General features: G+C 51.8%; 14 protein-coding genes and 1 riboswitch. Of the genes, 11 read left to right on the top strand and 3 right to left on the bottom strand.

What is annotated here, in order from left to right:
• The first annotated feature begins 3 nt into the window (after positions 1–3).
• The 6 genes from C7445_RS05600 (at position 4) to C7445_RS05575 (ending at position 7,621) form a co-directional block, all read left to right on the top strand.
• Complete coding sequence (locus C7445_RS05600) at positions 4–669, top strand: riboflavin synthase (RefSeq protein WP_134159069.1); 666 nt, start codon at positions 4–6, stop codon at positions 667–669.
• Positions 670–695: 26 nt separating this feature from the next.
• On the top strand, positions 696–1,889 hold the full coding sequence (locus C7445_RS05595; protein WP_134159068.1) for a bifunctional 3,4-dihydroxy-2-butanone-4-phosphate synthase/GTP cyclohydrolase II: 1,194 nt from the start codon (positions 696–698) through the stop codon (positions 1,887–1,889).
• A gap of 65 nt (positions 1,890–1,954) precedes the next feature.
• Positions 1,955–2,422, top strand: coding sequence for a 6,7-dimethyl-8-ribityllumazine synthase (gene ribH / locus C7445_RS05590; protein WP_134159067.1), 468 nt, complete (start codon positions 1,955–1,957; stop codon positions 2,420–2,422).
• A 21-nt stretch (positions 2,423–2,443) separates the two neighbouring features.
• On the top strand, positions 2,444–4,375 hold the full coding sequence (locus C7445_RS05585) for a S9 family peptidase (RefSeq protein WP_134159066.1): 1,932 nt from the start codon (positions 2,444–2,446) through the stop codon (positions 4,373–4,375).
• 145 nt (positions 4,376–4,520) lie between these two features.
• A riboswitch (TPP riboswitch) is annotated at positions 4,521–4,625 on the top strand.
• Positions 4,626–4,721: 96 nt separating this feature from the next.
• Positions 4,722–5,306, top strand: a complete 585-nt coding sequence (locus C7445_RS05580; protein ID WP_134159065.1) for an ECF transporter S component — start codon at positions 4,722–4,724, stop codon at positions 5,304–5,306.
• Positions 5,303–7,621, top strand: coding sequence for an ATP-binding cassette domain-containing protein (locus tag C7445_RS05575; protein ID WP_134159064.1), 2,319 nt, complete (start codon positions 5,303–5,305; stop codon positions 7,619–7,621). Before C7445_RS05580 ends, C7445_RS05575 begins: the two co-directional genes overlap by 4 nt.
• A gap of 109 nt (positions 7,622–7,730) precedes the next feature.
• Here the strand turns inward: C7445_RS05575 and C7445_RS05570 are convergent, their stop codons facing one another.
• The gene (locus C7445_RS05570) at positions 7,731–8,510 is read right to left on the bottom strand and encodes an alpha/beta hydrolase (RefSeq protein ID WP_166669013.1); all 780 of its coding nucleotides are present in this window, start codon (positions 8,508–8,510) and stop codon (positions 7,731–7,733) included.
• A 551-nt stretch (positions 8,511–9,061) separates the two neighbouring features.
• Between C7445_RS05570 and istA the strand changes: the two genes are divergently transcribed.
• Both istA and istB read left to right on the top strand, forming a co-directional pair.
• Entirely contained in the window at positions 9,062–10,285 is a 1,224-nt protein-coding gene (gene istA / locus C7445_RS05565; RefSeq protein WP_134159062.1) for an IS21 family transposase, read from the top strand.
• Positions 10,282–11,058 (top strand): IS21-like element helper ATPase IstB, encoded by a 777-nt coding sequence (gene istB, locus C7445_RS05560; RefSeq protein ID WP_134159061.1) that lies wholly within the window; start codon positions 10,282–10,284, stop codon positions 11,056–11,058. The genes istA and istB overlap by 4 nt, the downstream gene beginning before the upstream one ends.
• A gap of 205 nt (positions 11,059–11,263) precedes the next feature.
• Here the strand turns inward: istB and C7445_RS14965 are convergent, their stop codons facing one another.
• Together C7445_RS14965 and C7445_RS05550 are read right to left on the bottom strand one after the other, a co-directional pair.
• The gene (locus tag C7445_RS14965) at positions 11,264–12,532 is read right to left on the bottom strand and encodes a family 43 glycosylhydrolase (protein ID WP_424922988.1); all 1,269 of its coding nucleotides are present in this window, start codon (positions 12,530–12,532) and stop codon (positions 11,264–11,266) included.
• Positions 12,533–12,888: 356 nt separating this feature from the next.
• Positions 12,889–14,712 (bottom strand): glycoside hydrolase family 2 protein, encoded by a 1,824-nt coding sequence (locus tag C7445_RS05550; RefSeq protein WP_134159059.1) that lies wholly within the window; start codon positions 14,710–14,712, stop codon positions 12,889–12,891.
• A gap of 367 nt (positions 14,713–15,079) precedes the next feature.
• Between C7445_RS05550 and C7445_RS05545 the strand changes: the two genes are divergently transcribed.
• The 3 genes from C7445_RS05545 to C7445_RS05535 all read left to right on the top strand — a co-directional run bounded on the left by C7445_RS05545 (position 15,080) and on the right by C7445_RS05535 (position 18,453).
• Positions 15,080–16,042 carry an ArsR/SmtB family transcription factor gene (locus tag C7445_RS05545; protein ID WP_134159058.1) on the top strand — a complete coding sequence of 321 codons (963 nt, stop codon included), beginning with the start codon at positions 15,080–15,082 and terminating at the stop codon, positions 16,040–16,042.
• Positions 16,043–16,169: 127 nt separating this feature from the next.
• Positions 16,170–17,441, top strand: coding sequence for an extracellular solute-binding protein (locus C7445_RS05540; RefSeq protein WP_134159057.1), 1,272 nt, complete (start codon positions 16,170–16,172; stop codon positions 17,439–17,441).
• Between the two features lie 76 nt (positions 17,442–17,517).
• Positions 17,518–18,453, top strand: coding sequence for a carbohydrate ABC transporter permease (locus tag C7445_RS05535; RefSeq protein ID WP_134159056.1), 936 nt, complete (start codon positions 17,518–17,520; stop codon positions 18,451–18,453).

Here is an 18,453-nt window from a genome sequence, read left to right as displayed (position 1 = left end):
AACATGTTCACAGGGTTGGTCGAAGAACTGGCAAGCGTCGTTCGTGTCGATGGGAATACGCATGGAGCCCTGTTTGAACTTGCCGCCGACAAAATTATGAGTGATATGCAGCTTGGCGACAGCATTGCCGTGAACGGCGTCTGCCTCACAGTTGAGCGGATGCATGGACAGCACTTCTTTGTCTCGGCCGTGCCCGAGACTTTGCGCCGATCCAATCTAGGTCATCTGCAAGCCGGAGATGTGGTCCACGTCGAACGAGCGATGCCCGCGAATGGCCGTTTTGGTGGGCATATTGTCTCAGGCCACATCGATGGCACTGGGCACGTGCGCGAGGTTCGTCACGATGGCATTGCACGGGTATTTTCGATTGAGGTCGATCCCTCGCTTATCCGCTACATGGTCGACAAGGGTTCGGTCTGTGTCGATGGCGTGAGCCTTACCATCATGCGCGTCGCGGGTAACGCGTTTTCGGTTTCCATCATCCCACATACGCGCGGTGTCACCCGTTTTGGCAGTTTGCGCCCCGGCGAAATGGTGAACATCGAGTGCGATATCGTCGCAAAGTATGTCGAGCGCCTGTTGGGGCAAGGTGCTGCAGAGGGCACTGAGCCATCTGGCACGTCCAGAGGAATTACTTTGGACATGCTTGCCAAGCATGGGTTCGCTTGATTAGACAGCATAGCGGGGTGAACACATTGGATTCGATTGAAGCTGCTATTGCGGATTTGCGCGAGGGCAAGGTCGTGATCGTCGTCGATGACGAAGATCGCGAAAACGAGGGCGATTTTGTCGCGCTCGGCAGCAAGGCCACGCCGGAGGTCGTCAATTTTATGATCACACACGGCCGTGGATTGCTCTGCGTGCCTGTGACATCTGAGCGAGCAAAGCGCCTGGGCTTTGCGCAGATGATTGAGCGCAATACCGATCACTTTGGCACCGCCTTCACGGTCTCGGTCGATGCGGCCAGCACGCACACTGGCATTTCAGCCTACGAGCGCGCGGAGACCATTGCGGCTATCGTCGCAGAGTCGTCTACGCCGGAGCACTTTCGCAGGCCGGGTCACATGTTTCCGCTGGTCGCGAAATCAGGTGGTGTACTGCGGCGCGCCGGACACACGGAAGCTGCTGTCGATCTCGCTCGCCTCGCAGGCGAACCCGAGGTTGGTGTCATCTGTGAAATTTTGAACGAAGACGGTACCATGGCGCGGTTGCCACAGCTTGAAGATGTGGCGCGCCGATTTGGTCTCAAGCTGATCAGCGTCGCTGACCTGATTGCGTATCGCAAACGCTCAGAGAAGCTGGTGAGCCGCCAGGCGGAGGCGAAATTGCCGACTGCGTACGGCGTTTTCCAAGCGGTGGTGTATACCAATGAGGTCGACGATAAGGAGCATATCGCACTTGTTTGCGGCGATGTGACGGACGGCGAGCCTACGCTGGTCAGGGTACATTCGGAGTGCTTGACCGGGGACGCCTTCGGCTCGCTTCGTTGCGACTGTGGGCCCCAATTGCACGCCGCATTGCGGCAAATCTCGGAAGCTGGTAAGGGTGTGTTGTTGTATCTGCGACAGGAGGGTCGCGGGATCGGTTTGCTTAACAAAATCCGTGCCTATGCACTGCAAGACGAGGGTGCGGACACGGTGGAAGCGAATCACCGACTTGGCTTTCCCGACGATCTTCGCGATTACGGCATTGGTGCTCAAATTTTGCGCGATCTCGGCGTCCGCAAAATGCGGTTGCTGACGAACAACGTGCGAAAACTTCGGGGCATTGCCGGACACGGACTTGAAGTGGTTGAGCGCGTGCCGTTGCAGGTGGATCGCAACCCGCACAACGAGATGTACCTGCGAACCAAGCGGGACAAGTTGGGGCATTTATTGGATCTGCCGTGATCGTAGACAAATTGGGTTGTTGACAACTGATTTACGAAAAGGATTCGAATCGAGGAGTGGACGAATTGCGTACGTACGAAGCACAATTGGTGGCGTCGAATCAACGTGTGGGCATTGTTGTTTCAAGGTTTAACGAGTTTATCACAAGCAAGCTGTTGGCGGGTGCCCTTGACGCGCTCAATCGCCATGGTTTACCGGAGGACAAGGTCGAGGTCGCTTGGGTGCCGGGAGCGTTTGAGATCCCTTATGCGGCCAAGTGGATGGCGAAAAGCGGCCGCTTTGATGTCGTGATCGCGTTGGGTGCGGTGATCCGTGGATCGACGCCGCACTTCGATTATGTCGCGGCCGAGGTGGCGAAGGGCGTCGCTCAACTTTCCATGAATACTGATACGCCGGTGATTTTTGGGGTTTTGACGACGGATACCATCGAGCAAGCGATCGAGCGCGCTGGTACCAAAGCGGGCAACAAAGGCTGGGATGCAGCAGTCAGCGCCATCGAGATGGCAAACTTGCGAGGCATGTTACAAGGCTGACAGATCAGGAGATGAGCAGCCGTGGCAGAACAGCGCATCGCGGCTTATGGGGCGTGGATATCGCCTTTAACAGCTGACAAAGTCGTGCAGGCGGCGACGGGATTGAGTAGTCCCAAATGGGATGGCGAACATCTGTATTGGCTCGAAAGCCGACCACATGAAGCGGGACGCGTGGCCATTGTAAAGCGGCTGCCGGATGGTCGCGAAATAGACTGTCTGCCGGTCCCATATAACGCTCGGTCTCGCGTCCACGAGTACGGTGGCGGTGCTTATGCCGTCAAGGACCATATTATCTATTTTGTGAACTTTTCGGATCAACGTATTTATCGCGTGCGCTTTGCCGACGACGCGCCATTGCCGCCAGAGCCTTTGACGGAGCCGTCTGCACGACGTTATGGGGATTTATCGATTGCTGATGACCATATCTTTTGCGTCGTGGAAGATCATGGGGCAGCGGGTGAGCCAGCCAACAGTTTGGCGGCGGTTCGCCTTACCGATGGCACCGTGCTAGGGGTCGCATCCGGACACGACTTTTACGCGTATCCACGGCTGTCTCCGGATGGTACAAGGTTGTCTTACATCGCCTGGGATCATCCGAATATGCCGTGGAACGGGACATATTTGTATGTGGCTGAGTGGGACGGAGACAAGGCTGCGAATGCGCAGTGCATCGCCGGAGGGCGGGACGAATCGATCTTTCAGCCCGAATGGAGTCCTGGCGGCGAACTGCTTTATGTATCAGATACGACCAATTGGTGGAATGTGTACGTTTGGAATGCTGGCGACGTACGTGCCGTTGCGCCAAGACAGGCAGAGTTTGGGCGCCCACTGTGGCAGCTTGGGGCTTCGACGTATGCGTTGATCGACGCTTCGCACATCTTAGCCACGTATGTCGAGAGCGGGTATGGGCGACTGTGCGAAATCGACCTGGATACGGGTGCCGTGAGCAACCTTGATACGGCTTTCTCGGCTTTCGACGACTTGTCTGCGGACGGACAGGGCGCCGTGTACGCTGTCGTCAGATCAACCACGCGTCCGGCCGTGATTGCGAAGGTGCAGTGCGGACGCGTTGAGGTTGTCAAGGCAGGGCAAGCTGCAGCTCTGGACGATGGGTGGATTGCAGAACCGGAGGCGATTGCGTTCCCCACGACGGGGGGTGAGCAGGCGTACGGGTTTTATTACCCGCCGACCAATCCGGAGTGCACTGCACCCGCTGGCGAGCGGCCGCCGCTTTTGGTCATGTCGCATGGCGGACCGACCAGCGCCGCGCGCCCCATTTACAATCTGCAGATTCAGTACTGGACGACGCGTGGCTTTGCGGTGCTCGATGTCAACTACGGCGGCAGCACGGGCTATGGCCGCAAATATCGCGAACGCCTGAATGGTCGTTGGGGCATCGTCGATCTCGACGATTGCTGCCACGGTGCCTTGTACCTAGCAGAACGTGGCGATGTCGATGGCGACCGACTGTGCATCACGGGGGGCAGCGCAGGTGGGTACACGACGCTGGCGGTGCTCGCGTTTCGCGACGTGTTTCGCGCCGGTGCGAGCCACTACGGTATCAGCGATCTCGCTTTGCTCGCGCAGGAGACACACAAGTTTGAATCGCGGTACATCGAACAACTGGTGGGCCGCTATCCAGAAGATGAGGCGATATTTCAGGCGCGATCGCCCTTGCAACACGTGGACCAGTTCTCGTGCCCGGTGATTTTCTTTCAGGGTGCAGAAGACAAAGTTGTTCCGCCAAATCAAGCGGAGTTGATGGTGGAGGCCCTGAAGAACAAAGGCGTTCCGGTTGCGTACTTACTGTTTCCTGGTGAAGGGCATGGATTTCGCATGGCGGAGAATGCGAAGCGCGCCTTGGAAGCGCAGTTGTTCTTTTTCGGTGCCATGTTTCACTTTACGCCGGCAGATCCGATCGAGCCAGTTGTGATCGAGAACTGGTCGCAGTGAATGTCGAACCAGGCGTTTGCCCGTTGCACGGCCGTTCGCCTTGGCGACGACTTTTGCATACGGCGGGCGACGCACAGGCTTGTCCTTGGCTTGTCGGTTTATTAGGTGCATGTTACACTAGCCTATGACAAAATGAATACCGTGATTAGGGGACTAGGGGTGCCGACATTGGCTGAGAGGTGACAGAGTCACCAACCCTTTCGGACTCGACCTGGGTAATACCAGCGTGAGGAAGTGCCCGCCGTCGATACGCTGTCAGCGCCCTTTTCACCTGCCGTGGAAAGGGCGTTGTTTTGCGTGCGAACAGGTTCTCCCGAAGGTCGTCCTGTCACGGAAGTGAAGGGAGATGCGAGTTTTGCTTGCCAAATGGAAATTGCGTGAGGTCATCTTGATGGTCGTGCTCGCCATTGTCTGTGGAGGATTGTATCGCGTGTGGGACGTGATCAACGCACTCGTCCCGACGACTGCCTATGCGTTGCAGGCGGCGATGACGGGGTTTTGGATGATTGCAGGTGTTCTCGTTCCATACATTATCCGCCGACCTGTTGCCGCCTTGATCGCAGAGTTGGTCGCAGCGGCGGTAGAATTGTTGCTGGGTGGACAATTTGGCCTTGGTACCATGGAATCCGGCTTGATTCAGGGGATTGGCTCAGAAATCGCGTTCCTGATCTTTGCGTATCGCGTGTTTAACCTGTCATCCTGTATGCTTTCCGGAACACTCGCCTCGTTGGCCTACTTGTTTCAGTGGTACTTCCAATATGGGGGCAAGGCGCTGGATACCGGCACCATGTTGCTTTCGATTATCATTTCTCTTGTCAGCGGCGCGATTCTCGGTGGTTGGTTGCCGAAGTTGATGGGGGATGCCCTGAAGCGCACGGGCGCTGTCCGCAATTACGCCATCGCCAAGGACGGGCGGGCGATGCCACAATGAGCCAGCCACTGCCTGTTCAAGGCGAATCGCCGCTCATATCGGTGCGCGATCTCGCAGTGACATACGATGGGGAAGCCAATCCGAGCGTGCGCGGGTGCACGTTTTCCGTTCGCAGAGGCGAGTGCGTATTGCTCGCAGGGCCGAGCGGCAGCGGTAAAAGCACGCTTGCGATGGCTCTCGCCGGGATCATCCCCCGTTCTATCGAAGGCGTGGTGAGCGGCGAGTGTTGGTTGGCCCCATCTGTCGCGAAACCGGGGAAAATCGGCTATGTCTTTCAAGATCCGGAAGCTCAGTTCTGTATGCACCATGTCGACGACGAAATTGCGTTTGGGCTCGAGAATTTGCAAGTTTCGCGCGATGAAATGCCGGAACGGATCGCCCAGGCGCTTGCCGCCGTGCATTTGGACGTCCATCCGCACGCAGCGCATGCGCGATTTTCTGGTGGCATGAAGCAAAAACTTGCCATTGCTTGTGCGCTTGCCATGGAGAGCGAATTGTTCATCTTCGATGAACCGACGGCAAATCTCGATCCGGCTTCCACTCGCATGGTCTTCTCCATGATTTCCGAATTGCGCAAACAAGGAAAGACGCTTCTCGTTATTGAGCATAAGTATGAAGCGTTATTGCCCGTTGTCGATCGCGTGATCGCACTGGGTCAAAACGGGGAGCAGGAAGGCGTTTTTTCCACGGATGAATGGTGCAGACGCACCCGGCATGAGCGCAAGGTGCGGATGCAGCAAGAAATCCCGCCAGCACCCGCCGCGCCGACGGGTGAGGCAGCGTTGGAACTCTGCGATTTGTCACTAACGTACGGCGGTACGAAGGTCTGGGCAGGAATTGATGCGCAAGTCGGCCGCGGCGAGTGGATCGCGATCGTCGGACCGAATGGCGCGGGCAAGTCTTCGCTGCTCGAGACGATGGCGGGCTTACGGCGCCCAACGCAGGGAACCGTGAGATTTTCTGGCAAGCCCGTTACCAGCATGTCGGCGCGCGAACGCTACTCGCACATTGCTTACGGCTTTCAAAATCCAGAATATCAATTTTTGTATGAGCAGGTGGCGGACGAGATGGCGGGCCGCGTGCTCGGCGATGATATGCCAGAGGACGTGCTGGATGCACTTGCGGCGTTCGGTCTGGCCGAACACGCGCATGCTTCGCCGTATGCCTTGAGCCAAGGGCAAAAGCGCCGTTTGTCCGTTGCTGTGATGATGCGAACGGACGCGGATGTCTGGCTCTTCGACGAGCCGACATATGGCCAGGATCCGGCTTCTGAAGCGCAAATCTTAAACAGGTTGTTGCAGTTGCAGGCAAGCGGAAAGAGCATTGTCACCGTCACGCACGACATGGAGTTGGTTCAGAAGTATGCCACGCGTGTTTGGGTGCTCGCCGAGGGCGAGCTGTTATACGATGGGGCGGTCTCTGAACTGCTCGAGCGCCAGGACATCCTGCAACGAGCACATCTATTGGACGACATACTGCCTGTTACAGATGAAGGGCCAGAGTCATCAGCAGATTTCGCGCTGGAAGAGGTGAGGGGGTCGTTGCAGCATGTTCCCCTGCAACCCTCATTACAAAGAAGGTCGCCGATTGGCAAGTGGCATCCCGATGTGAAGGCGTTGACTTTACTCGTAACCGCCGTTGTTTGCATGTGTTGTTGGTCATTTGATCAAGTGGGGCGGCTATGGGTGCTGGTGCTCGTTCTGGCTTTTGCGCTGGGGTGGTGTCAACCCGGGAAGATGATGAAGCGCCTATCGCCACTTGTCATCGTGTATGTGATTTATCTGTGGGCGTTCGCGGCGAATGCGGCCACGCCATCGGGATATCGGTATGTGCATTGGCTGTGGTTCCACATCAGTTGGTATGGTCTGAACCAAGGCTTGCTTGTCGTATTGCGGACGTTTGCAACCGTGATCTTGGCCTACATGCTGCTGGTGACGACGGACGGTACCGATTTTATGGTCGGACTTAGCCAGTCGTTGCGGATCGTGCCGACGATGTCGTATGGCATGATGGCCGGTATGGGATTTCTCGGCCGCTTTGGGCACGACATCGAGACGTTCCGTATGGCACGCCGCGTGCGAGGGCGCGAAGGTTGGTGGATCGTGCGTCCGGTCACGTATGCACTGCCGTTGCTCAGTCAATCCGTTCGCATCAGCGAGCGGCTTGCCATCGCTATGGAGGCGCGCGGTTTTCATGGCGATCCCGCCAATCGATGGAATGGACGTACCTATTACCGGCACGTTGCGCTGCGAACCCGGGACATTGCCGCAGGGGGGGTAACCGTCGCGATCGCGCTGGTGCTTTGGTTGGTTTGACGGTTGATTTCAGCATGCGAGAGATGGGGCAGCGTGGATGACACGGTGCCCCGTCAACATGTAAGGCTGCCAGACGCGTTACGCCGATTGACTTGCGTGGAGCGGTCGCTCAATCGGGAATGTGCTTCTGGACAAAGCCCCCGATTTCTGCAATCGCAACATCGGCTTCTGGCATGGGGAAACTTTGAAACACATGCCACATTTCATCCCAGATATGCAAGGTTACATCCACGCCGGCAGCTTCTGCTTTTTCGGCAAAACGCGTCGAGTCGTCGAGTAAACACTCGTGATCGCCCACATGAATGAGGAGCGGAGGTAGGCCGTGCAGATCGGCGTATAGCGGCGATGCGAGTGGGTGTGTGAGGGTTTCTTCAGATGTGTACAGCGCTGGAGCTTTGCGGATGCTGTCGGGATCAAGCCAAGGGTCGTAGGATGCACGTGTCGTCATCGACTCACCCGTACCTGCGAGATCGGTCCAGGGAGACAGAAGGACAGCACATGCGGGGAGTTCAATGTTTGCGTCGCGCAGAGACAAGAGTGTCGCGGCGGTCAGACCACCACCCGCCGAGTCGCCCGCGATGGCGATGGACGCGGGAGTGTATTCACCGCCGTGTATGAGTTCCTTGTACACGCCAACTGCGTCTTCCACGGCAGCCGGAAAAGGATCCTCTGGTGCCAGTCGATATTCGATCAACAGGACGCGAGCCTTCGCGGCTCGCGCAAGTCGCCAGCACAGACTTCTGTGTGACTCACAGCTTCCCATATAGTAGGCGCCACCGTGAAGGTAGAGGATGACCCGCGCGCTTGCAACCTGTTTCACCTCGATCCATTCTCCATGCACCCCTGCCATGGTTGTTGGAGTGACGATCACGTACGAACGCTGGGGCATACATCTTACGGACGAGATGTACTGCACATCTTGTTGTATGGCCCGAACGTCACTAGAAGGGACAAGTTAACAAGTGAATCGGGTGCAGAAAAAGCCCGGCTAGGTTCGCGGGGCTTTTTCTTCATGGGTTCGTAAGAACGCGAGCGATGGACCGTGGGTAGCGGCAAGCGAGAAGTCACAGAATTGAGGAGTTTGGGGTTTGACGGTTACGACGAAGTCAGTACTATGTCATTCAGTCAGACAGAAGCAGACCTTCTGTCTCCATCGCTTCAGCACGTTGCACAAATAGCCGCGTGGCAGACCATCCAACCTAGAGTAGGGGCAGTTTTGTATGCGGTTTCACGATGCTGACAGCGGCATTTGTAGAATCAGGTTGGTATGCCAACGCACATTCTGGGTGTTACGGACGCAAGTTTTCGACTTACTGATGCTTACCGCTCGTTGTGTTAGCGCCGGACTATAATTGACCCGGGGTCGCCGGAATGAAAATGACCCACCCCAGTTGAATATCTCTCTTCAAACCTTGACCGGGTGATGAAGGGAGAGTAACCATGCTGAAGGGTGGATCACTAATGAGCGTACAAGATTTGTTGATGCAAGGGAATAGTCTGAGGGGAATTTCCAGACAAACAGGATTTTCGCGTAATACGATTCGAAAGTACGTCCGCAATGGGATGACTTTGCAAGCTCAACCTCGCCCAACACGGGGTTCGAAACTCGATGCATACAAACCAGTGATTGACGCATGGATGGCAGCTGGATTGTTTAATTGCGAAGTCATTTTTCAGCGACTTCGGACACAGGGCTACTCTGGTGGGATGACGCTTATTAAAGATTACGTGCACCCTTTCCGTCCGCCGAAGCGACAGAAAGCAACTCCCCGATATGAGACGAAGCCTGGTGAGCAGGCCCAACTCGACTGGGGTATCTGCGAGTACATTGATGAACACGGCGCTCATAGAAAAATACCCGTGTTTGTGATGATCCTTGGTCACTCCCGCTCGACGTATATTGAGTTCACGCGTCGCTGCGACATACATAGCTTCCTGCGTTGCTTTACACATGCGCTTGAGCACTTTGGTGGTGTCCCGAAGATTGCGCTGACCGACAGGATGAAGACGGTCGTGCTTGGCACCAACGATGACCGCAGTCCCATATGGCACCCTGCTTTTCAGGACCTTGCGCTAGCAGTTGGACTGACACCAAAGCTTTGCAGAGCACGCAGACCTCAGACCAAAGGCAAAGTGGAACGGGCGGTTCGATATGTGAAGGAGAACTTCTGGGTCGCTCGCCAGTTCACTGACCTTGCAGATCTCAACCGCCAAGCACTCGCCTGGTGTCATGAGATCGATCAGCGAATTCACGGTACCACAGGAGAGCGTCCATGTGACCTGTTGCATCAGGAGCAGCTACGTCCCCTGCCGTCTCCAGAAAAACTCGCGAAATTCCTCCGCGAGGAGCGCAAGGTAAGCATGGATGGCTACGTAAGTTTTGATGGGGTTCTTTACGGAGTGCCCTGGCAGTACAGTGGCCGCACGGTCACGGTACGCCAACTCGGAGAACAAATTGAAGTCTGGTCCGAAGGCACGAGGATCGCGGTGCATGAAAAGTCGCCTCGATTCAATGGCGTTATGAGACTGAAGGGGCAATACGCCGGACTCAGCACGGCACAAGGCGCGACAGGGCCATTGCCTGTAGCTCGCCAGGTTCCCGTGGAGGCCGTGGACCAGCGCCCGCTCTCCGTGTATGCCGCTCTCGCGGAGGTGGGCGCATGATTGAGCTGGAGAAAGCACACGCACAACTCGAAGAACTCAAACTTGGTGCCGCCTCAGCCATTCTAGACAGCCGATTACAGGTAGCAACCGAAAAGAATCTAACGTACGTCGGATTTCTAACGGACCTCCTTGGCGCAGAACTGGAGGAGCGCCACAAGAGAAACGTTGAGACGAAGGCGAGACTGTCCAAGCTTCCGTATCGCAAGACGTTGGAGGAGTTTGACTTCTCCTTCCAACCAAGCATCGACGAGAAACTTGTCCGCGAATTTGCAACGTTAGCCTTTGTACACCAAACAACGAACCTGGTGTTTCTTGGGCCGCCAGGCGTTGGCAAAAGTCACTTGGCCGTGGCACTGGTTATGGAAGCTATCTCACAAGGGCTCTCCGCGTACTTCGTCACGGTAACGAATCTGGTAAACGACCTGCGCAAAGCGTATCACGACGGGCGGCTCGACACACGCATGAGGAAATACCTACACCCAAAGCTGTTGTTGATTGACGAGGTTGGATATCTGCCACTGGACCCAATTGGAGCGAACCTACTGTTCCAATTGATTAACGCCAGGTACGAGCGGGGCAGCATTATCCTAACGAGCAACAAAGGCGTTGGGGAATGGGACGAATTGTTCGGGGACGCAGTGCTGGCCACGGCTGTGCTCGACCGCCTGCTACACCATGCGCACATCCTGAACATCCGTGGACAAAGCTACCGACTGAAGGACAAGATGAAGGCTGGCGTATACACGGCGCCAGCTGAACCAAACGCTTCCTGATTCAAGCTGCTGGGTGGGTCAAAATTAAGTCGGCGATCTGGGTCAATTTTAACCCGACGTTGACAGTTGTAATCGTCAGCTACCCGTGTGGCTATGCAATACACAAATTTGCCGCGATTATTGCACCTTTCACTTTCCGTACATACCCAGCGTCGAATCTACCGCGGCGATTTATAGTCTTTTCAAGGTGAAGACGTCGGCGAGGTTACTTAGACAGTTGAGAACTACTTTCTTCATCCGCACTTAACGGGACTGGCGTGAGTGTCAACTGTAATTGTAAAATTGCAGATGTATAGGAGTTTGTAGAAATTTGGATTTTGGACCTTCCTTTCGGAAGAGTAATGAAACTATCGAGTACTGAGTCGGGTGTACCTCCAGAAGTATTCCCTGCTGGCGGAAATGTAATAGGGAGCTGTGGATGGCCATTTACATCAACACTTTGGGTAGTAGTGGCTCCAGTTGCATTTTTGTATCGCAGGTACAGTCCATATGTGCCTGCACGGGGAACATTGACGTAAAATACCGAATGTCCCTGCTCCTGCAGGGGAGAATAGTTCAAGCGGTTTGGCTTTTCTCCGGAGGGCAAAGGTATAGCGGTGTTCAGGGACATTGGCGTTCCAAAGTTAGGGGTTCCGTTACGGTTCCAGGTAAATGGTTGTGCCCGGATAGTTCTATCCCAGCCAGAGTCGTAGTATCGAGCCGCATTGTAAATCATCCAGTACTGCTTTCCATCCTCACTCGTAACAAAAGATGCCCGTCCGGGCCCGTAAACACCGTTAGCACTTGTGAATACGGGACGTGGGGACTTTACCCAAGCCTTCGGTTGAAGAGGGTCGTTCCCAGTTAACTTGAGCATACCAAGACAATATGAGTTCGTCCAACTGGCATTGGCCGAGTATATGACGAACACGTGCCCATTATGCTGGAGGACAACCGGACCCTCATTGATCGGTGCAATGCTTGTTTCCCAGGAGTATGTTGGCGATGAAATCATCACCCCACTCCCGCTTACTTGTGTGGGGGAACTCATTGGAGCGATATATAGGCACTGAATTTGATTCTTTGCGTCTTCCCAACCAGACCATAAAAGATATAGATGTCCTCGAAGCGTTAGAATAGTTGGATCAATCATCCACTGACTGTTCAAACTATTGATGTTACCAGCGAATTTGTATGGACCCCACGGACTATCGGATACACTTTGTAACACGTAGTCGCGGTGCGTTTTGTTACTTCCATTTTTATCAGCCGAGAAATAAACGTACCATCTGTGGTACAAATGGTAGATTTCAGGGGACCATATATCTTGGAAGTTAGACCGTGCCCCACTAGGCGACCATACAGTTTTCTGAAGTCCGGTAGCTATATTCGTAATCGAGTTCGATGACCAGAGGGTTATGTTGTCACCAGTGGTTGCTGTTAAGTAATACTTGGCATCCCATTTAATCATCCACGGGTCCGCGTTTTCATTCATAATGGGATTATAAAATGAAGAAGCCACTTGGCCCGTATGCAAACTGAGAACTTTAGAGGTTGCGCTTGATGTTTCAATTGCAACAATAGCGAGCGAAATGGATGTTGCCAAGGTCATAAGTTTGAGAGGTATCATACGGATCCCTCCTATAATGGTTCTTGAAGTGTGCTGACAAGGACTAAGAAATCTGTAAGCCATCGGTTCTCTGGAAACAATGATCAGGAGCATGATGACGAACAAGCGTTGTACATAACCACAAACGCAGAGACATGAGGTAAGCATATACGCAACTCGAGGAGACCTACTTCAATTAGGGATGAAAGTCTCCTCGAGAATGTCTCAATCACTTAAGAATCTTAGGCTTTGTCGAATGTTGGAATACCACGTCCCTCGGTGATAGAACGAATAATTTCGATGGGGACCTTTGGCTTTCTGTCGAAGGTCAGTAGGCCGTTAATTTCTTGTTCTACATCGGTTAATTGGGTATAACAAAACCCTTGAATAACTGGCGAGTCCCACATCGCTTGAATGACCTCGTAATAGCGTCGGATAAAGTCGTCGTCGTCGCTAGCGAATGAGTATCCCCAGCCATTCCACTCACCTTTCCGATATGAGATTCCACCCATCTCGGTGATTAAGATCGGCTCTCCGGTATTTTTGTACCCAGGTGCATAGATAAGCCGTCCACCTGGCGTCGCGGAAAGAGAAGACTCTCGCGAGGAATACCGAACCTTCAATATATCGCCTTGACTTTCGTAATCATGAATAGTGCATACGTCAGAGTGGGTGTGTTCCCATCCATCGTTTGATATGACAAGTCGTGATTGGTCGAGTGATTTGGTGAGGTAGTAGAGCGAATTCAAAAAAGCTCGTTGCCTAGCATCACTAAGCATATTGGGAACACCCCAGCTTTCGTTTAAGGGTACCCACGCAATAATACAGGGATGGTTGAAGTCTCTAATAATCGCCTCTTGCCACTCAGCTGTCAGCCTTCTAATACTCAGTTCAGAATACTCATACGAATTTGCCATTTCTCCCCAAACTACTAAACCGAGTTTATCGCACCAATACAGATAACGCGGATCCTCTATTTTTTGATGCTTCCGGGCCCCGTTGAAGCCAAGTGACTTAATCAACTCGACATCTTTTCGGATTGCTTCATCACTTGGTGGTGTAAGATTTCCGTCCGGGAAATACCCTTGGTCAAGGACCATTCGGAGGAAGTAAGGCCGATTATTAAGGAAGAGAACGCCGTTCTCTATGCATACTTTACGTAACCCAAAGTAGCCGCTGACTGTATCTAAAACCTTTCCATCGACCAAAAGGCGATACGTGATGTCATATAGGTTAGGATGCTCGGGTGCCCAAACGTGAGTTGGCTCATTTGAATCCTTATTGACGTAAACCCGTAGCTTGAACCTATCGTGCAATACATCGCTCCGCATAGTTGAAACCACTTTGCCCATAAACGTCACTATGGTTTCGAATTCCAATTTTGTAGTAGGGTCATCGCGGTAGCCCTCTATGTGAACGGTCAAATCCAAAGCGGCTTGATCTAAGTCCGGTAGGTGCTTGACGTCTGCGATGTATGTTCGCGGAACCGCTTCTACCCATACACTTTGCCATATTCCAGTAGTTCTTGTATAAAAGATACTTGCAGAATCCTTCTCCCAATACTGCTTACCGCGGGGCAATGACAAGTCTAAACTGAAATCCTGTGCCCTTAACACCAAATTGTTATCGTGAGAAACCACAAATTCAGTTATGTCAAAAGTAAACGGTGTATGGCCACCTGCATGCTGACCTACATATCTGCCATTGAGCCAGACATCAGCTTGATAATCCACTGCGCCAAAGTGAAGAAGAATGCGCTTCTCCTCCCACCCAGATGGGACAGAAAAAGTTCTCTGATACCAAACGACATCGTGAAAATCTAAGTCCTTAATGCCGCTAAGTTCACTTTGATATGCGAATGGTACGACGATCTCGTTGGGTAATTCATGATTGTAATACCATTCTTCACTTAATCCGCAGTCTTTATCATCAAAATCAAATTTCCAAATGCCGTTTAAGCTAAAAAAACAGTCCCTTTGAAATTGTGGATTTGGATGTTCTGATCTCGGTAAAACGGTTTCAAAGCCTGTGGAGATCGGATTTAGAGTATCGGAACTCCCATTCATGCAATTCACTCCTCAATGTCCTACCGTATACGTTGTGTCGAAAGCAGGTTCGTCATCACTAAGTGCGGCAAATATCGTTTGTTGCAGAAATTATAGTAACAAATGCAGAAATGTCTGTCAATCGGAACTTGGCATCCATGGACGTCGGTTAACGGTATACAGAGAAGATGCCTTTACATACAAACCATAAGGCTCAGTTTATCAGCTTTAACGAACAATAGATGGGTTCCATAAAGCTTAGTTCGCAATCGCTATCAATATTGTTTGCAGGTTCTCAGTTGACTTCTAAGAGTGTAAATGATATCTTGAAGACGTTTTCAAAACGAAATATACCGTTACATTTGAATTTTATCGAGGTTATGCCTAAATGACACTTGAAATCAATTCGTCCATTGATGCTCGATCGTCCAGGGTTTTGAAAATGTCGTTTTCTAACTGCCTTGGTATTGCAAAGGCGCTGTCGACTCAATTGAGAATTGACATGTATAAGGCGCTTATGATCAATCCGATGAACGTGGCCGAAATTGCTGAGCTGTTTGAACTGCCTATTTCTACAGCTGCATCCAATATTAACATTCTAGAGGATGCTGGGTTGATAGTGACTGAACTGGTTCCAGGAACGCGTGGGCGCCAGAAGATGTGCGCTGCGATCGTGTCTGCGGTGGTGATTGAGGCGGATGTTAAACCGGCTTCCTTGGCTGGAGAAAGCTTTATCGAAATTCCGATGCCTATAGGTAACTTTACACGCTTCTCTGTCGCGCCAACTTGCGGTCTTGTAAGTGAAACGTCAATTATTGGCGAGCTTGACGATCCCGCTTCGTTCTACGAACCGACCCGAACGAGTGCGCAGTTGGTTTGGTTTCACAAGGGTTACTTGGAGTACGAATTTCCCAATAGAGTTCCACGGCACGCGAGGATCTCAAGTATCGAGTTGACTATGGAAGTTTGTTCGGAAGCACCGCTTCACAATCCAAATTGGCCTTCCGACGTCACCGTATGGATCAATGACGTGGAGATTGGTACATGGACTAGTCCGGGAGATTTTGGGGGGGAACGTGGGTTTTTAACGCCCGACTGGTGGCCATCGCATCAGACGCAATATGGTCTTCTGAAAACATGGAAAGTAACTGATGAGGGTACTTTCTTAGATGGTCGAAATGTTTCGAGTGTATCACTTAAAGATTGTTGGGTTGACTCCAATCATGGGATATCAGTCCGTGTCGGTGTGAAGGACGATGCAGCGAACGTTGGTGGGATTAACCTGTTTGGTAGGGGGTTTGGCAATTACCAAACGGACATTGTAATGCGACTGGGGTATAAAAATATTTAATTGTTCTTTAAAGGAGGGATGCCAGGCAGAAGGCGGCCATTCGGGTTAATGCTCCGTAGTGTCTAATTAGCGTGCGCGTAGATGAAGTCCGAATCTCTAATTTTGATGAATAGGGAGATGTGCGAAGGTGAGAAAACCATTTGCCTTGCTGTCAACGTGTTTGAGTACTCTTGCGTTAACGACCGGCACAATTATTCCGTTTACGGCTCATGCTGCGAGTAATCCGATTGTCATTACATTTTGGGACACTGGAACGATTACGGATGTTCAAACTGTGATCAACATGTTCAACAAGAAGTACGCAGGTCAATACAAGGTTGAGTTCCAAGCTCCGACGTATAACAACGAGACGGAGGCCGTTAATGCTGCTGTAGCTGCACACAAAGAGCCAGATATCATGGAAGAATCATTCACACCATCAGTTGCTTATGCTTTGGAAGGTTTGGAAGTTCCGTTAAATAGTTTGTTTAAAATGGCTGGTATTAATCCGGCACAAGATTTCCCGTCCTCCTTGTGGAATCAAGCAACCGTAAATGGCATTCACTATGCTGCTCCAACGGATACTTTGTCTACCTTATTATTTTATAACAAGAGGCTCTTTCGGGTTGCTGGGTTGAACCCGTCCAAGCCACCGGTGAATCAACAGCAATTTGTTTCATATGCGGAAAAATTAACTAATCGGTCAAGGGGAGTTTGGGGGTATGTCCAGCAGCCCGGGTGGCCTAATCAGTTTCTTTTCCCATCTCTGATCGCTCAATTCGGTGGCTCGCTGGCGAATCCTGCCGCAAAGAAAATGGAATTCAACTCACAAGCTGGAGTCGAAGCGTTACAATTTGAGTGGAATACCATCTATAAGTGGAAGGTTTCGCCAACTAACGCCTCTAACAATGAATATGTCAACTTGTTCGAAAAAGGGCAGAACGCCATGGTCATGGATGGAGCCTACGACTATCAGCCGTTTAAGGAAGCCTTAGGCAGCAATCTCGGAGTTGCCCCTTTACCGGTGATAGGTAAAAAAGAGAGCAACTTCTTAGGACAGAATTATTGGTGGGTCTTTAAGACGCCGACAATGAATCTGCAAAAGGAAAAGGGCATCGCGTTATTTATGAAGTTCATGTACGAGGAGTGGAGTCCAATGGTTGCAAAGGCAGGGACGCTCCCGACATGGGAACCTACCTTGAAAAGCCCGCTTGTCACAAAGGATCCAATTCTGCACCTTCAAGCTCAACAACTGCAATATGGGCGTCTCAACCCTGCTATCCCTAATTGGGGTACAACGACAAGTCAACCACTTTACAATGAGATTAACAACGTCTTGCTTAATAAGGAGACACCCTCGCAAGGGTTAAATAAGGCTGCACAAGAAATGGATCAAACCGTCCCTGCACTGTACCCATAATATCTTTGTCAGTCAAGCTCCCTCGGTGTTTTTCGTAACGCAAATTGGGGGAGCTTCGGCTCTTCAGGAGGTGCGCATGATGATAGATCCTACAATTCGGGATCCGGATATTTCCTATGTTCGAAAGATAGGGAACGGAATGGCTGTCTATAAATTTTGGGACAGTTTATCATCGTTTCTGTTTACCATTCCGTTTCTGGTCTGTTTTGTGCTATTTCTCGTCGCGCCGCTCATTTTCGGTGTCATTATCAGTCTGCATGCTTGGAATCCTTTGGTTGGCGGTGGACCATTCGTCGGACTGCATAATTACACGCAACTATTTAGACTGTCTACGTTAACTGGACACGACTTTTGGCTTGGTTTTGCTAACACAGCTATCTTTGTGTGTATCAGTGTGCCATTGCTCATGGTTATTCCATTGTTCCTCGCCTATCTTATCTTTCGTTCTCCGTTAAAGTCGCTATTTCGTCCAATACTTTTCTTTCCGACAGTTCTGTCGGCTACCGCTATCACAACCGTTTGGGATTTCCTTCTTCAAACACAAAACGGACCGGTGAATAATGTTATTCATGCGCACATACCATGGTTGGTTCGACAACCGTGGGCTTGGATCTCAATTGATCTGGCAACTATTTGGTGGAGTATGGGTTTTAATATGGTTATTATATATGCTGCACTAACGCAGATTCCGGAAAGTACAATGGAAGCAGCGAGAATAGACGGCGCGGGGAGTTTTCGAGTATTTGCATCCATTGTTATACCACAAGTTCGGAATGTTTTATCATTTATTATTGTGATAAGCACAATTGCGTCGTTCAATCTGTTTGCACAACCAATGCTCATGACTAGCGGCGGTCCGAACGATTCTACGATGTCACTATCCTATTTCATTTATGAGCACGGATTTAATGACTTCCAAATGGGCCCAGCTACGGCGATGGCATTCTTGATGGGGATTATTTTAGCTATCGTTTCTTCAATACAGTATCGTCTTTCACGCAGGGAGGACTGA

Source organism: Alicyclobacillus sacchari, assembly GCF_004366795.1.
GTDB lineage: Bacteria > Bacillota > Bacilli > Alicyclobacillales > Alicyclobacillaceae > Alicyclobacillus > Alicyclobacillus sacchari.
The sequence above is the reverse complement of the archived record's forward strand: the minus strand, read 5'-3'. Positions and strand labels throughout refer to the sequence as shown.

Bases quoted from the DNA above. Each gene is read 5' to 3' on its own strand.
- C7445_RS05545 (WP_134159058.1), top strand. From the start codon at position 15,080: ATGACACTTGAAATCAATTCGTCCATTGATGCTCGATCGTCCAGGGTT.
- istB (WP_134159061.1), top strand. From the start codon at position 10,282: ATGATTGAGCTGGAGAAAGCACACGCACAACTCGAAGAACTCAAACTT.
- C7445_RS05575 (WP_134159064.1), top strand. From the start codon at position 5,303: ATGAGCCAGCCACTGCCTGTTCAAGGCGAATCGCCGCTCATATCGGTG.
- istA (WP_134159062.1), top strand. From the start codon at position 9,062: ATGCTGAAGGGTGGATCACTAATGAGCGTACAAGATTTGTTGATGCAA.
- C7445_RS14965 (WP_424922988.1), bottom strand. From the start codon at position 12,532: ATGAATGAAAACGCGGACCCGTGGATGATTAAATGGGATGCCAAGTAT.
- C7445_RS05580 (WP_134159065.1), top strand. From the start codon at position 4,722: ATGCGAGTTTTGCTTGCCAAATGGAAATTGCGTGAGGTCATCTTGATG.
- C7445_RS05600 (WP_134159069.1), top strand. From the start codon at position 4: ATGTTCACAGGGTTGGTCGAAGAACTGGCAAGCGTCGTTCGTGTCGAT.
- C7445_RS05570 (WP_166669013.1), bottom strand. From the start codon at position 8,510: ATGCCCCAGCGTTCGTACGTGATCGTCACTCCAACAACCATGGCAGGG.
- C7445_RS05535 (WP_134159056.1), top strand. From the start codon at position 17,518: ATGATGATAGATCCTACAATTCGGGATCCGGATATTTCCTATGTTCGA.
- C7445_RS05550 (WP_134159059.1), bottom strand. From the start codon at position 14,712: ATGAATGGGAGTTCCGATACTCTAAATCCGATCTCCACAGGCTTTGAA.